10 protein-coding genes and 1 riboswitch are annotated in these 14,695 nt (G+C 69.1%); of the genes, 1 reads left to right on the top strand and 9 read right to left on the bottom strand.

Features of this window, described 5'->3' with window-relative positions:
• Positions 1-360 precede the first annotated feature (360 nt).
• The 4 genes from ACQEVJ_RS01290 to ACQEVJ_RS01275 form a co-directional block, all read right to left on the bottom strand.
• Positions 361-2,865 carry an ATP-dependent Clp protease ATP-binding subunit gene (locus ACQEVJ_RS01290; RefSeq protein ID WP_433096271.1) on the bottom strand — a complete coding sequence of 835 codons (2,505 nt, stop codon included), beginning with the start codon at positions 2,863-2,865 and terminating at the stop codon, positions 361-363.
• 429 nt (positions 2,866-3,294) lie between these two features.
• The gene (locus ACQEVJ_RS01285) at positions 3,295-3,639 is read right to left on the bottom strand and encodes a histone-like nucleoid-structuring protein Lsr2 (RefSeq protein ID WP_433096269.1); all 345 of its coding nucleotides are present in this window, start codon (positions 3,637-3,639) and stop codon (positions 3,295-3,297) included.
• Between the two features lie 1,296 nt (positions 3,640-4,935).
• Positions 4,936-6,336 (bottom strand): RDD family protein, encoded by a 1,401-nt coding sequence (locus tag ACQEVJ_RS01280; RefSeq protein ID WP_433096267.1) that lies wholly within the window; start codon positions 6,334-6,336, stop codon positions 4,936-4,938.
• Positions 6,337-6,483: 147 nt separating this feature from the next.
• Positions 6,484-7,035: an amino-acid N-acetyltransferase gene (locus tag ACQEVJ_RS01275; RefSeq protein ID WP_433096265.1), complete on the bottom strand. Its 552-nt coding sequence runs from the start codon at positions 7,033-7,035 to the stop codon at positions 6,484-6,486.
• Positions 7,036-7,429: 394 nt separating this feature from the next.
• Positions 7,430-7,583, top strand: a riboswitch (cyclic di-AMP (ydaO/yuaA leader).
• 64 nt (positions 7,584-7,647) lie between these two features.
• Here ACQEVJ_RS01275 and ACQEVJ_RS01270 point away from each other — a divergent pair.
• Complete coding sequence (locus tag ACQEVJ_RS01270; RefSeq protein WP_433096263.1) at positions 7,648-8,691, top strand: NlpC/P60 family protein; 1,044 nt, start codon at positions 7,648-7,650, stop codon at positions 8,689-8,691.
• A gap of 36 nt (positions 8,692-8,727) precedes the next feature.
• On the opposite strand, the gene ACQEVJ_RS01265 is transcribed toward ACQEVJ_RS01270, so the two are convergent.
• The 5 genes from ACQEVJ_RS01265 to ACQEVJ_RS01245 all read right to left on the bottom strand — a co-directional run bounded on the left by ACQEVJ_RS01265 (position 8,728) and on the right by ACQEVJ_RS01245 (position 14,656).
• Complete coding sequence (locus tag ACQEVJ_RS01265; protein WP_179155467.1) at positions 8,728-8,976, bottom strand: LuxR C-terminal-related transcriptional regulator; 249 nt, start codon at positions 8,974-8,976, stop codon at positions 8,728-8,730.
• 79 nt (positions 8,977-9,055) lie between these two features.
• The gene (locus ACQEVJ_RS01260) at positions 9,056-9,265 is read right to left on the bottom strand and encodes a winged helix-turn-helix transcriptional regulator (RefSeq protein WP_433096261.1); all 210 of its coding nucleotides are present in this window, start codon (positions 9,263-9,265) and stop codon (positions 9,056-9,058) included.
• A gap of 351 nt (positions 9,266-9,616) precedes the next feature.
• The gene (lysS, locus tag ACQEVJ_RS01255; RefSeq protein ID WP_433096259.1) at positions 9,617-11,302 is read right to left on the bottom strand and encodes a lysine--tRNA ligase; all 1,686 of its coding nucleotides are present in this window, start codon (positions 11,300-11,302) and stop codon (positions 9,617-9,619) included.
• Between the two features lie 59 nt (positions 11,303-11,361).
• Positions 11,362-12,144 carry a type III pantothenate kinase gene (locus tag ACQEVJ_RS01250; RefSeq protein WP_079319601.1) on the bottom strand — a complete coding sequence of 261 codons (783 nt, stop codon included), beginning with the start codon at positions 12,142-12,144 and terminating at the stop codon, positions 11,362-11,364.
• 7 nt (positions 12,145-12,151) lie between these two features.
• Positions 12,152-14,656, bottom strand: coding sequence for an L-aspartate oxidase (locus ACQEVJ_RS01245; protein WP_433096256.1), 2,505 nt, complete (start codon positions 14,654-14,656; stop codon positions 12,152-12,154).
• Between the last annotated feature and the right edge of the window lie 39 nt (positions 14,657-14,695).

Raw genomic sequence — 14,695 nt, 5'->3', positions numbered from 1 at the left:
GCTTGTGCACTTCCGGACCGCCATTTCGCCCACAGGGCGTGTCCCGACCGCATGGGACTCCGGTCCTCCTACCGCCGGGATCTCTCCCGGGTGGACCGAGCTTCCCTCGTGCGCCCGGCCCTACGCGTCCGCCCCGCAGCGGATTGTCTGGTACGCCGCAGGGATGACATCCCGCCCGCACGCGCTCATGGCAGACCGCGAGCGGACTCTACAAAGTGTAGTACTACGTTCGGTGGCGTGATACCGGTTCTCGCCTTCTCGGCCCGAAGGTGACCGCACCGTGACCGAGGTACGGCGGAAAACGCCGAGAGGCGCCCCTCACGGAGCGCCCCTCGGGTGGAACGGGTTATCGCAGGCGGATCAGCGCTGGACCGCCTCCGCGATGGAGGCCGCCGAGTCCGGGACCGCCGGGCTCTTCGCCTCGCCGGCGAAGACGAACGTGGCGTTGTCGCCCTCGCCCTCGATGTCGATCTTGACGACCTGGCCGGGCCGCAGCTCGCCGTAGAGGATCTTCTCCGACAGCGTGTCCTCCAGCTCCCGCTGGATCGTGCGCCGCAGCGGACGGGCGCCCATCACCGGGTCGTACCCACGGTCGGCCAGCAGCTGCTTGGCGGCCTGGGTCAGCTCCAGGCCCATGTCGCGGTCCTTGAGCCGCTCGGCCACCTGGGCGAGCATCAGGTCCACGATCTGGATGATCTCCTTGGGCGTGAGCTGGTGGAAGACCACGATGTCGTCGACGCGGTTGAGGAACTCCGGCCGGAAGTGCTGCTTGAGCTCCTCCTGGACCTTCGACTTCATCCGGTCGTAGTTCGACTCGGTGTCGTTGGCGCGGGCGAACCCGACCCCGATGCCCTTGGAGATGTCGCGGGTGCCGAGGTTGGTCGTCATGATGATGACGGTGTTCTTGAAGTCCACCACCCGGCCCTGGGCGTCGGTCAGGCGACCGTCCTCCAGGATCTGCAGCAGGCTGTTGAAGATGTCGGGGTGGGCCTTCTCGATCTCGTCGAACAGGACCACAGAGAACGGCTTGCGCCGCACCTTCTCGGTCAGCTGGCCGCCCTCTTCGTACCCGACGTAACCGGGCGGGGAGCCGAACAGCCGCGAGACGGTGTGCTTCTCCATGAACTCCGACATGTCCAGCATGATCAGCGCGTCTTCGTCCCCGAACAGGAACTCCGCCAGCGCCTTGGACAGCTCGGTCTTACCCACACCCGACGGGCCGGCGAAGATGAACGACCCACCCGGACGGCGCGGGTCCTTCAGACCGGCCCTGGTCCGCCGGATCGACCGGGACAGACCCTTGATCGCGTCGTCCTGACCGATGATCCGCTTGTGCAGCTCGTCTTCCATCCGGAGCAGCCGCTGCGACTCCTCCTCGGTCAGCTTGAACACCGGGATGCCGGTGGCGGTGGCCAGGACCTCGGCGATGAGCTCCTCGGTCACCTCGGCCACGACATCCATGTCGCCGGCCTTCCACTCCTTCTCCCGCCGCTCCCGCTTGAGCTGCAGCTGCTTTTCCTGATCCCGCAACGCCGCGGCCTTCTCGAAGTCCTGCGCGTCGATCGCGGACTCCTTCTCCCGCCGCACATTCGCGATCTTCTCGTCGTACTCGCGCAGGTCCGGCGGCGCCGTCATCCGGCGAATCCGCATCCGCGACCCGGCCTCGTCGATCAGGTCGATCGCCTTGTCCGGCAGGAACCGGTCACTGATATACCGATCCGCCAACGTCGCGGCCGCCACCAGCGCGCCATCGGTGATCGACACCCGGTGATGCGCCTCGTAACGGTCCCGCAGACCCTTGAGGATCTCGATCGTGTGCGACAGCGACGGCTCGGCCACCTGGATCGGCTGGAACCGCCGCTCCAGCGCCGCGTCCTTCTCCAGGTGCTTGCGGTACTCGTCGAGCGTGGTGGCACCGATGGTCTGAAGCTCACCGCGGGCCAGCATCGGCTTGAGGATGCTGGCGGCGTCGATGGCGCCCTCGGCGGCGCCCGCGCCGACCAGCGTGTGCAGCTCGTCGATGAACAGAATGATGTCGCCGCGGGTGCGGATCTCCTTGAGCACCTTCTTCAGGCGCTCTTCGAAGTCACCGCGGTAGCGGGAACCGGCCACCAGCGCACCCAGGTCCAGGGTGTAGAGCTGCTTGTCCTTCAGCGTCTCGGGCACCTCACCCTTGACGATCTTCTGCGACAGCCCCTCCACCACGGCGGTCTTGCCCACACCGGGCTCACCCACCAGCACCGGGTTGTTCTTGGTCCTCCTGGACAGGACCTGCATGACCCGCTCGATCTCCTTGTCCCGGCCGATCACCGGGTCGAGCTTGCCCTCCCGCGCCGCCTGGGTCAGGTTGCGCCCGAACTGATCCAGCACAAGCGAGGTCGACGGCGCCGACTCCTGCGGCCCGCCCGCCGCCGCCGGCTCCTTGCCCTGATAGCCGTGCAGCAACTGAATGACCTGCTGACGCACCCTGTTCAGATCGGCGCCCAGCTTCACCAGCACCTGCGCCGCGACACCCTCACCCTCCCGGATCAACCCCAGAAGAATGTGCTCGGTGCCGATGTAGTTGTGCCCGAGCTGCAACGCCTCGCGCAGCGACAGCTCAAGAACCTTCTTGGCCCGCGGCGTGAAGGGGATGTGTCCCGACGGCGCCGACTGCCCCTGGCCGATGATCTCCTCGACCTGCTGGCGCACCCCCTCGAGACTGATCCCAAGGCTCTCCAGAGCCTTGGCCGCCACACCCTCACCCTCATGGATCAAGCCAAGAAGAATGTGCTCAGTACCGATGTAGTTGTGGTTGAGCATCCGGGCCTCTTCCTGGGCCAGGACGACAACCCGCCGCGCACGGTCGGTGAACCTCTCGAACATCTCGTCGCTCCTCACAGAGCGGTCAGGCGAGCACGGGAGATCCGGCCCGTCGTTCCGCATGGTAGCCCCGACCCAGCGACCCGCTCTCCTTGGCAGAAGGGTTCCCCAAGCGCAGGGCGTTCATGCTCTATCCAACCCCCTGCTGGGGGTGACATGTTCCCGATACGCCGCAAGCGAACGAGGTTTTAAGGGAGCACAAACACAATCGCGCGGTTATGCGATCGTCAGGTCCTCCGACGACCACCATAACCGCGCGATCAAGGTTGGAGTTAAGGAGTGTCCCGCAGATCTTGCCGTAGCGAGGATCGTCCAGGTGGGCGCATCGCAAGGCCGAGGAGGAGCCAATAGCGGAGCTATTGGCAACGACGGCAACGGAGCGAAGCGCCGCCTGGCCGACCGCAGTAGGCGGAAGATCTAAGGGACACGACCTTAGTGCGCGTCCTCGTACGCTTGGACGATCGAGGCGGCAATGCGGCCGCGCTCGCTCACGGGGTGTCCGTGAGCCTTCGCCCAGGCGCGGATCTCCGCGCTCTTCTCGCGGGTCATGGCTCGCTGGCCTCCACCGCCCGCACCACGACGGCGCCCACGGGCCTGCCCGCTGTCCGCGCGCCGCGCGCCGCCGACGAAAGGCGACAGGGCCTCGCGAAGCCGCTTCGCGTTGCCGTCGCTCAGGTCAATCTCATAAGACGTGCCGTCAATCGCGAAGGTGACCGTCTCATTGGCCTCGCCGCCATCGAGATCGTCGATGAGAATCACCTGCGTGTGCTTGGCCATCCGGCAATCCTTTCGCAGCCCATAGTTTGATTCGTCAGCCAAACATATACCCGGTTTCCCCCGGCTGACAATTCATGATTGCGGATTCTCAGGAACCTCTGAGTCCGGTGACTTCTCGCGTGGCTCCCGTGCCGTGTGGAGGCCCGCAGCGTCGGAACGTACCAACTTTACGATGCCGTAGACGACCGCGCCGGCGACGACCACGGAAGGTATCAAGGCGGACAATACCTCTGTCATTCTGCCTCGCTCGTGCCGGGGGTGTCATTAGGTGCACCCGAGGAAATTCCGAGGACGTGGCAAGGCCGCCGGCCTCTTGCCGGGCCGGGCGCCCTGATACGACCATAGCGCCGGGAGGGACCAGGCGCGCCTTCCGGGGTGCCCCTGGAGGGCCGGGGTAATCCCTCGTCTCTCCAGCGGCCTTACCGGATGCACTCGAAATCGTACCCAGAATGCCGACCCCGGCGGTCACCGATCCTGGGCCGTCCCGCCGTTTCGGCCGCTTGCGCGCTTCCGGCCAACGGCCGGCGACCGGGCCGCACGCCCCGGAGTTCCCTGCGGCCCATGCCGTAGCCGCAGGTGAGCGGCTTGCCGACCAGGACGAACCGGCACGGACGGACAAGTGTGAAGCGGCAAACACGCCCTGTGGAAAAGGCCTGACCGGGACGTACGGCCGTTGAAGAGCTCGGGGAAACGAGGAGCCCGTGTCGCGGCGGCCGGATCTTCACAAGGGGCCCGGCAGCCTTCTCGTACGGCGCGCACGCCTTGCGGGATATACGCGCAAGCAGATCACCACAGCCCGGAAGCCTCGTAAAAAGAGAGGACTGGCCGGTTCCGTCAAGATCGACGGGCCGGAGCTCTGAAGATCAAAAAAAGGAGCGGGGGCACAATCACGTGGACGGCCCGGGCGGCCGTGGCGTCAGAGTTTCCCACGGCCAAACGATCCCCGCATTCCGCGGACGCCGCCTGCGGCCGGGTAGAGCGGGTGGGCTTCCGGGAGCGCCATAAGGGCCTGTGCGGCTCCATACGGCCCCATAAGCGCCCCTGACGGTTCCTTAAGCCGCCCGTGGGCGGATATGACCCGGACAGGCGGCGAGGGCGAGTCTTAAGGATTGGCGCCGGGGGCGGTCTCGCGGTCATTGGGCACCTCTCGGGACGGTGAACCCAAGCATGGCATGCCCGGGCGGCCCCGCAAGGTTTTTCCGTCACAGCCGGGTGAGCGGGCGGTGCGGACGGAGCCATAGCGGCCCATAGAAAAACGGGGCCGATGGTCCGTTCCATCGGCCCCGTCTGTCGTCGTTACTTGACCTTCACCACCACGGTGTTGGCGACCTTGTCATGCAGCGCCTGTTGCAACGGCTTGTCCCACAGCAGCCACAGCACGTTCAGAAGGGAGGCGATGCTCGCGAGGTAGCTGATAACGGGAATCCACTGCAGGAACTCGAAAGCGAAGAGCACGCCGGCGCGCTTGACCGCCACGTCCTGGGGAAGCCCGCCCGCGTCGAGAGTGCCGCCGACCGGAACGACCTTGATGCCCATGATTTTCTTGCCGAGCGTCTGCCCTTGCGCCCGCAGCATGAGGAATTCGTAGGCGACCATGACGAGTCCGCCCAGGATCGCCGTGAGCAGTGACGCCAGGAAGGCACCGCTTCCGGGGTTGTAAACCCCGGTCGTTATGTCGATGCTCGCGTTGGTCACAACGATTCCCCTGATCACGAGCATGATGATGCTGAAGGGGATACCGATGATCACGCCGTCGATGATGCGGGCGACGAGACGCTGCCACCATTCCGCGAGCGGAGCCGGGGCGCCGGGCGGAATCGGCCCCGCGGCCGGGTACGGCTGGCCGAAGGCGGGCTGACCATAGGCCTGCTGGCCGTAACCGGGCTGCTGGCCGTAGCCCTGCTGCTGGCCCTGCTGGGCGCCCTGACCCTGCTGGCCGTACTGCTGCTGCTGCCCGTAGCCCTGCTGCTGGCCGTACTGCTGCTGGCCATAGCCCTGCTGCTGACCATAGGCCTGCTGGCCGTAACCGGGCTGCTGGCCGTAGCCCTGCTGCTGGCCCTGCTGGGCGCCCTGACCCTGCTGGCCGTACTGCTGCTGCTGGCCCTGCTGGGCGCCATAGCCCTGCTGCTGGCCGTAGTCCTGTGGGGCGGCCTGCTGGCCGTAGCCGCCCTGGGACGGCTGGCCGTACTGCTGCTGCTGGCCCTGCTGGGCGCCGTAGCCCTGCTGCCCGTACTGCTGGCCGTAGCCCTGCTGCGGACCGGTCTGGCCATAAGCCTGCTGGCCATAACCCTGCTGTGGGCCGGTCTGGCCATAACCCTGCTGGCCATAACCCTGCTGTGGGCCGGTCTGGCCATGACCTTGCTGGCCGTACTGCTGCTGCCCGTAGCCCTGCTGCTGGGCGGCCTCCTGTCCGTAGCCCTGCTGCGGGCCGGTCTGGCCGTACCCCTGCTGGCCGTACTGCTGCTGCTGGCCCTGCTGGGCGCCATAGCCCTGCTGCTGGCCGTAGCCGCCCTGGGCGGGGTCGTAGCCGGGCGGCTGCTGCGGACCCGTGTGCTGCCCGGAGTGGCGATAGCTGACGACCGTGACGTCGGGGTCGTAGTCCTGGGGCTGTCTGTCCGTGCTGTACCCGGGGTTCGATGACGGCGGTGGCGTTCCGTCCGACTCGTCCTGGGGGTACGGCGGCTGTCCGGTGCTCACCGTGTCACCTCGTTTCGAAGACGCATGCGCCGCACGTCTGTAGCACACGCTGATATTGCCAAAAGTAGCGACAGGTGTATCAACAGTCACCTTTGCAGCAGACGACAATTGTCGTCAAGATCAGTGATCAATGCCCATCAAAGGTGATCAACGACGGTCGAGGTGCAGCAACATCCGGGTGTTCCCCAGCGTGTTCGGCTTGACGTGCTCCAGGTCGAGAAACTCGGCGACGCCCTCGTCGTACGACGCGAGCAGTTCCGCGTACACCTCAGGAGAGACCGGGGTGCCCTGGATGGGCCTGAAGCCGTGCCGGGCGAAGAATTCCACCGCGAACGTGAGGCAGAAGACCCTCCGCACGCCGAGGTCGTTGGCGGTCTCGATGAGCGCGGCGACGATCCGATGGCCGATGCCCCCGCGGCGTGCCGCGGGGTCCACCGCGACGGTCCTGATCTCGGCCAGGTCCTCCCACAGCACGTGGAGCGCGCCGCAGCCGACGATCTGCCCGTCCGTCTCGGCCACCCAGAACTCCTGGACGTCCTCGTACAGCGTGACCGTGCTCTTCTTGAGCAGGCGGGGACCTACGCCCGAATACGCGTCGACGAGGCTCCGGATCGCCCGGACGTCCGGCGTCCTGGCCCGGCGCACCGTCACGGCCGTGGCACCCGATCCGCTGGATGTCTGCGCGGCGACCTGCTCCATGGACGGCCAGCCTAGCCGGACCGCGGCCGATCCCACGCGGCCGGGCGCGGAGCGTCTCCCCACGGATAACGGTCATTCCCAAACGCCATACCCGACATGAGGCCTGACCCTCCGTAGCCGCCAGGATACGGACGGATGCAGGGCCGCACCCTGAGACGGCCGTTCCGGTTCGTCCCACTTTTTTCAACAGTCCCAGCGGCACTTCCAAAGCCCCAGATCGCCCTATACCCAGGTGAACGCGGACGTATCACTACTGAGCTCGTGACCCGACTGTGATCGTTTGGTTGTCAAACGTAGACGGGTTTCGGAGTTCTGGTTGAGCAAGAACTCGCCGTGCACTATCGTCCAGCGACGATGCCGGTCATCGTGAGCGCTCACGGCGACCGGGCGCCGAATCTTCGAAGCACCGAGTGCGAAGGGGAGCCGGGGACCCAACTGCAGGATCAGGATCGGTTCGATCTCAGATCGTCAAGGGGTGAATCCACCAAGGTAGGGCTACTCCGGCCCGAACCCGTCAGCTAACCCGGTAGGCGCTCAGAAGTGCTCCGCCGTACGGCCCGTCTCGACGACGGCCCGCCGCGGGGCGCACGTGGGAGAGGAGCTCGGTTGCGCATGCGTGGAGGACGGCCGGCGGGCAGGCACGCCCGCCGCCGACGGTCCGGATCCGGCACGGCCGGTCCGGGTGCCATCCGCCGCTTGGCGTTCGTCGGCGTCGCACTCACCGCGATCACGGTCGGCGCCCCGGTGGTCCGCGCCACCGCCGACCCCAAGCCGAGCCTCAAGGAGCTCACCGCGCAGGTCGAGAGCCTCTACACCGAGATCGAGACCCTCACCGAGCAGTACAACGGCGAGCGGGTGCGTCTGAAGGCGGCAGAGCGGTCCGCCGACCTCGCCAAGAAGAACCTCGCCAAGAGCGAGGCGGAGCTGGAGGTCCGCCGGCAGAAGGCGAGCGCCTTCGCGCAGCACTCCTACATGACCAACGGGCTCGGCAACGCGCTCGTGCTCATCGACAGCGACGCCGACCCGCGGCGGTACCTGGACCAGGCCTCCACGACGTACGCGCTGGAGCTGCAGGAGAGCCAGGAGGTCGCCGAGGTCACCAAGGCCATGGACGCCGCCGCACGGGCCAGGGAGAGCGCCTCCGCGCGGCAGGCCGAGGTCAAGAAGCTCCTCAGCGGCCTCGACTCGCGGCGCGACAAGATCACCAAGCTGATCAAGACGACCGAGAGCAGTCTCTACCGGCAGGTCTCCCAGACGGTCGGCACCGAGACGCGCAGCAGGATGGCGTTCCCCATCGTGGGCGACGGCAAGGCCTCCCAGGCGGCGCGCTGGGCCCTCAGGCAGCAGCTCAAGCCGTACGTGTGGGGCGCCGAGGGGCCCGGCTCCTTCGACTGCTCGGGCCTGGTCATGGCGGCCTACCAGTCCGTCGGCATCAGCCTGCCCCACTACACGGGCGACCAGTGGACGGCCGGCACGCACATCTCCCGCGACCAGCTCCGCCCCGGCGACCTGGTCTTCTTCTACTCCGACCTGCACCACGTGGGCATCTACATCGGCGGTGGCTACATGATCCACGCGCCGCGCACGGGAGACGTCATCCACATCGCGAAGATCGCCGGGCGGCCGTTCGCGGGAGCGGTGCGCGTCGCCGACTGAGCCCTTCCTCCATAGAGGGGCGAGGGCGGAGCGCGGTCAGATGAGGCGGCGGCGTGCCGCCCAGGCGACGGCCTCGATCGCGGTCGCGACGCCGATCCGGTCGCAGATGCACCGCAGCCGGCGCCGCACGGTGCGCCCGCTGACGTCGAGACTGCGGCCCACCCGGTCGGCGGTCACGCCCTTGGCCAGCTCCGCGAGGAGAAGCAGATCCTCTTCGGTGAGACCGGCACGCTCAAGGTCCGAGGCGAGATTGTCACCTCGGTAGACGACCTCGGGAACACCCATCGTCCGCCCTCCCCCACGACGATGCTTCGTCGGCCCACCCTTCAGGGAAGGTAAACGCCTGCCATGAAGGTCGTCAAGGTTAGGAGTCGGGACGCCGGTCGTACGCCTCGCGGGCCGCCTCGACGTCCTCCATGTGGACCTCCGCCCAGCGCTTGATCGCTTCCAGCAGCGGCATCAGGTCCTCGCCCAGGCGCGTGAGCCGGTAGTCGACCCGGACCGGCACCGAGGGGGTGATCGTGCGGGAGACCAGGCCGTCGCGCTCCATCCTCCGCAGCGTCTGCGTGAGCATCTTCTGGCTGACACCGGCGATCGTCCTCGCCAGTTCTCTTTAGCGGAGAGGGCCGTGGGCGAGCGCCGTGAGCGCCAGGCTCACCCACTTGTCGCTGAGGGTGTCGAGCAGCTTCCGCGACGGGCAGCGTCGCGACGCACGCGTTGTATCGCTGACGCGCCTCCTCGCGCCGCCCGGCCGCCGTCTGAGTGCCCATCGGCACCTACTCGCTGGAGCGGGCGGCCGAGGCGCACGAACGCCTGCGGAGGGGCGGCCTGCGCGGCCGCCTGGTCCTGCTGCCGTGACGCACGGGCCGCGGGCCGGACGGCCATGCCGTCCGGCCCGCGCCCAGGAGGTCAGGAGACAGCGAGATCAGCCACGACCGAGCAGCTCGCGCACCCGGTCGCGGCCCACGGCCAGCAGCAGCGTGGGCAGCCGCGGGCCGGTGTCGCGGCCGACGAGCAGCCGGTAGAGCAGGGCGAAGAACGCGCGCTGGGCCGACTTCAGCTCGGGCGTGGCCGCCTTGGCGTCCATGTCGAGCCCGGCCTGCACCTTCGGCACGCCGTAGACGAGCGTGGTCAGCCCGTCGAGCGACCAGTGCTCGTCGAGGCCCTCCGCCAGCAGGCGCAGCGACTCCCGATCCTGCTCGCCGAGCGTGTCGAGCAGTTCCTTGTCGGGCGTCTCGCGCACCTGCGTGCGGTCCTCCGCGGGCACGTAGGTGTTCACCCAGTGCTGGGCGCGGTCGAGCCGCGGCCGCAGCTCGTCCAGCCCGGCGATCTCCGGGTCGAACGCGCGCAGGATGCGCAGCGTCTGCTCCTCGTGCCCGGTGGCGATGTCCACGACCGAGGCGAGCGTCCGGTAGGGCAGCCGCCGCGGCGTCTCCGGCAGGGCCCGGGAGGCCGTGGTCGACGCGCGGCGGTAGGCCGACTGGTCGGCCGGCAGCGCCGTGCCGTCCTGCACCTTCTTGGTCAGCGTGTCCCACTCGTCGTACATCCGCTGGATCTCCTGGTCGAAGGAGACCTTGAACGACTGGTTGGGGCGGCGGCGGGCGTACAGCCAGCGCAGCAGCGCGGGCTCCATGATCGACAGAGCGTCGGCCGGGGTCGGCACGCCACCCTTGGAGCTGCTCATCTTGGCCATGCCGCTGATGCCGACGAAGGCGTACATCGGCCCGATCGGCTGCGGGGCGCCGAACACCTCGCGGACGATCTGGCCGCCGACGACGAACGACGAGCCCGGCGAGCTGTGGTCCACACCCGACGGCTCGAAGACCACGCCCTCGTAGGCCCAGCGCATCGGCCAGTCGACCTTCCACACCAGCTTGCCCCGGGTGTGCTCGGACAGCAGGACGGTCTCACCGTGGCCGCACACGCAGGTGTAGGACATCGCGGTGGTCTCGTCGTCGTACGACGTGACCGTGGTCAGGTCGCGGTCGCAGACCGAGCAGTAGGGCTTGTAGGGGTAGTAGCCCCCGGCGCCGGAGCCGTCGTCCTCGCTCGCGGCCCCCGAGCCCTCGAGGGCGGCGGCCTCGTCGGCGTCCGCGACCTCCTTGGCCTTCGCCTTCTTGGTGCGGTACTGGTCGAGGATCGCGTCGATCCCCCGCCGCTCGCGCATCGCGAGCAGCACCTGCTCCCGGTACGCCCCGGAGGTGTACATCTGCGTCTGGCTGATGCCCTGGAACTCCACGCCGAGGTCGTTGAGCGCGGCGATCATCGGCGCCTTGAAGTGCTCGGCCCAGTTCGGGTATTCGCTGCCGGGCGGGGCCGGGACCGAGGTCAGCGGCTTGCCGATGTGCTCGTTCCACGCGGGGTCGATGCCCACGGGAACCTTGCGGAAGCGGTCGAAGTCGTCCCACGAGATGATGTGCACGCACTCGTACCCGCGCCGCCTGATCTCGTCGGCCACCAGGTGCGGGGTCATGACCTCGCGCAGGTTGCCCAGGTGGATCGGGCCGGACGGGCTGAGGCCTGACGCGCAGACGACGGGTTTGCCCGGTGCGCGCCGTTCAGCCTCGGCGATGACCTCATCGGCGAAACGCGCCACCCAGTCGGCGTCCATCACGTCAGTCCTCTCTGAACGGGATCCTGCCTTCTATGGTCCCGTACGCGAGGGAGTCGTCAGGACGCGTTCCGGGCGTAGACCAGCCGCAGGCCGATCAGCGTGAGCCAGGGCTCGTGCACGTCGATCGTACGGGCCTCTCCGATGACGAGCGGCGCACCTGTGCCCGTGGCGACCACGGTGACGTCGTCGGGATCGGAGGCCAGCTCGGCCGTCATGCGGTCCACGATGCCGTCGACCAGGCCCGCGAAGCCGTAGATGATGCCCGACTGGAGCGCCTCCACGGTGTTCTTGGCGATCACCGACCGCGGCCGGACCAGCTCCACCTTGTGGAGCTGGGCCCCTGCCGTGGCCAGCGCGTCCACCGAGATCTCCAGGCCGGGGGCGGTCACCGCGCCGACGTACTCGCCCCGGGCCGAGACGGCGTCGAACGAGGTGGCCGTGCCGAAGTCCACGATCACGCACGGCCCGCCGTACAGGGTGGTGGCGGCGAGCGCGTTCACGATGCGGTCGCTGCCGACCTCCTTGGGGTTGTCCATCCGGACCGGTACGCCGGTGCGCACGCCCGGCTCGACGACCACCGCCGTGACGTCGCCGTAGTAGCGCCGGGACATCTCCCGCATCTCGTTGAGCACCGACGGGACCGTGGAGCAGATCGCGATTCCGCTGATATCGGCGTCCTTGAGCAGCGGCGACTGCCCCAGGAGACCCTGGAGCACCACCGCGATCTCGTCCGCCGTACGGCGGGGGTCGGTGGCGATCCGCCAGTGCTCGATCACCTCTTCACCCTCGAACAGGCCCAGCACCGTGTGGGTGTTGCTGACGTCGATGGTGAGCAGCATTCCCTGATTATGCATCACGAAGATCTAGGCCAAGGTCGAGTGCCGGGGCCGAGTGCGTGAGAGCGCCGACGGCCAGGTAGTCGACCCCGGTCTCGGCCACCGCGCGGGCCGCGTCCAGGGTCAGCCCGCCGCTCGACTCCAGCCGCGCCCGCCCGGCCACCAGCCGTACGGCCTCGGCGAGCTGGTCCACGGTGAAGTTGTCGAGCAGGATCTCGTCGGCGCCCTCGGCCAGAACCGGCTCGATCTGGTCGATCCGGTCCACCTCGACCTCGATCGGCAGGCCGGGGAAGGCCTGCCGTACGGCCCGGAACGCCTCGGCGACGCCTCCGGCGGCGACGACGTGGTTGTCCTTGATCAGGGCGGCGTCGTGCAGGCCCATCCGATGGTTGACCCCGCCGCCGGCCCGGACGGCATACTTCTCCAGGGCCCGCAGACCGGGCAGGGTCTTGCGGCTGTCGCGGATGCGGGCGCCGGTGCCCTCGACGGCGTCCACCCAGCGGCGGGTCTGGGTGGCGACGCCGGACAGGTGGGTGAGGAAGTTGAGCGCGGTGCGCTCCATCGTCAGCAGGTCCCGAGTGGCGCCCCGCACGGTCATGACCACGTCGCCGGGGCGCACGCGGTCGCCGTCGACGGCCTGCCGCTCGACTTCTACCGGCCCGGCGGCCTGGCGGAAGACGGCCTCGGCCACGGCCAGGCCGGCGAGCACGCCCTCCTTCCGGGCGACCACGTCGGCCACGGCCCGCTGGCCGGCGGGGATGGTGGCGACCGAGGTCACGTCCTGCCCCCCGGCCAGGTCCTCCTCCAGCGCGGCCCGGACGAGCCGCAGCACGGCGTCCGGGTCGAGGCCGGCCTTCTCCAGCTCGGTCCGCGGTTCCTCGTGTGGCGTGTACGTCAAGGTCAGTCCCTCCGCCGTCAGGGCGATGTCGATGTGCGCCCGCCAGCGGGCGTCGTCGCGGTCGGGGTGGTCCTCCCGCCAGTGCGAGCCGCGGGTCTCCTCGCGCACGGCCGCCGCGGCGACCAGCGCGGAGGCCACCGTGAGGAGGTTGGTCGCCTCCCACGACTCCGTGCAGGGCTCGACCTCGACCGGCGTCCAGCGGGCGTCAGAGAGCGCGCGAGCGACCTGCGCGAGGCTCCGGTCGCTGCGCAGCACCCCGGCGCCCCGGCTCATGTGGCTCTGGATCCTCGGCCGCGTACGCGGGTCCACCAGGCCCTCGGGCCGGTCGTCGGCCGGGGCGGGCTCGCACGGGGTGAGGTCGCGGGCGGCCAGATCGGCGGCGATGCGCTCGCCGTAGACGAGCCCTTCCAGAAGGGAGTTGGAGGCCAGCCGGTTGGCGCCGTGCACGCCCGTGCAGGCCGCCTCTCCGCAGGCGTACAGGCCGGGCACGCTGGTCCTGCCGTACAGGTCGGTGCGCACGCCGCCGCTCGCGTAGTGGGCGGCAGGGGCGACGGGGATGGGCTCGGTGACGGGGTCGATGCCGTGCTCGCGGCAGACGGCGAGGATCGTGGGGAACCTGGAGCGCCACTTCTCCTCGCCGAAGTGGGTGGCGTCGAGGTAGACGTGGTCGGCGCCGGTCCGCGCCATCTGGCGCATGATCGCCTTGGCGACCACGTCGCGGGGCGCGAGGTCGGCCAGCTCGTGCACGCCCCGCATGAAGCGCTCGTTGTTCGAGTCGATCAGCACGGCGCCCTCGCCGCGCACCGCCTCGGAGACGAGAGGCTGCTGGCCGGTGGAGCCCTCTCCCAGCCACAGGACCGTGGGGTGGAACTGCACGAACTCGATGTCCCTGACCACCGCGCCCGCCCGCAGGGCCAGCGCCACACCGTCCCCGGTGGACACGACCGGGTTGGTGGTGGCCGCGTAGACCTGGCCCATGCCGCCGCTGGCCAGCACCACGGCCCCGGCCCGTACGGCGCCGACGCCGTCGCGGGCGCCCTCCCCCATCACGTGGAGCGTGACCCCGCAGGCGCGGCCCTCGGCGTCGAGGAGGAGGTCGAGGGCGAGGGCGTGCTCGATGACCTCGATGCGGGGCTCGGCCAGCACCGCCTCGGCCAGGGCCCGCTGCACCTCGGCGCCGGTGGCGTCGCCGCCCGCGTGCACGATGCGGTTGCGGCGGTGGCCGCCCTCACGGGTGAGCTGCAGCTCGCCGTCGGTGCCGCGGTCGAACTCTGCGCCGTGGCTCATCAGCCGCTTCAGCGCGTCGGGGCCCTCGGTGACCAGGACGCGTACGGCCTCCTCGTCGCACAGGCCGACCCCGGCGACGAGCGTGTCCCTCAGGTGCTCGTCGGGGGTGTCCTCAGGGTCGAGAACGGCGGCGATGCCGCCCTGGGCCCAGCGGGTGGACCCGGCCGACAGCACGTCCTTGGTGACCACGAGCACGCGCGCCCGGGGGTCGAGTTCGACGTGGCGCAGCGCCACGGTGAGGCCGGCGATGCCGGACCCGATCACGACTGTGTCGGCCTCGACGGTCCAGCCGGGTGCGGGGGCGGTGAGTCTGCGTGCGAGCGCCACCATGAGGGGATCCCCTTTCGTCACAATGACGATAACGCCCCC

This window comes from Microbispora sp. CA-102843 (genome assembly GCF_050936215.1).
In the GTDB taxonomy this organism is placed as follows: domain Bacteria; phylum Actinomycetota; class Actinomycetes; order Streptosporangiales; family Streptosporangiaceae; genus Microbispora.
The sequence above is the reverse complement of the archived record's forward strand: the minus strand, read 5'-3'. Positions and strand labels throughout refer to the sequence as shown.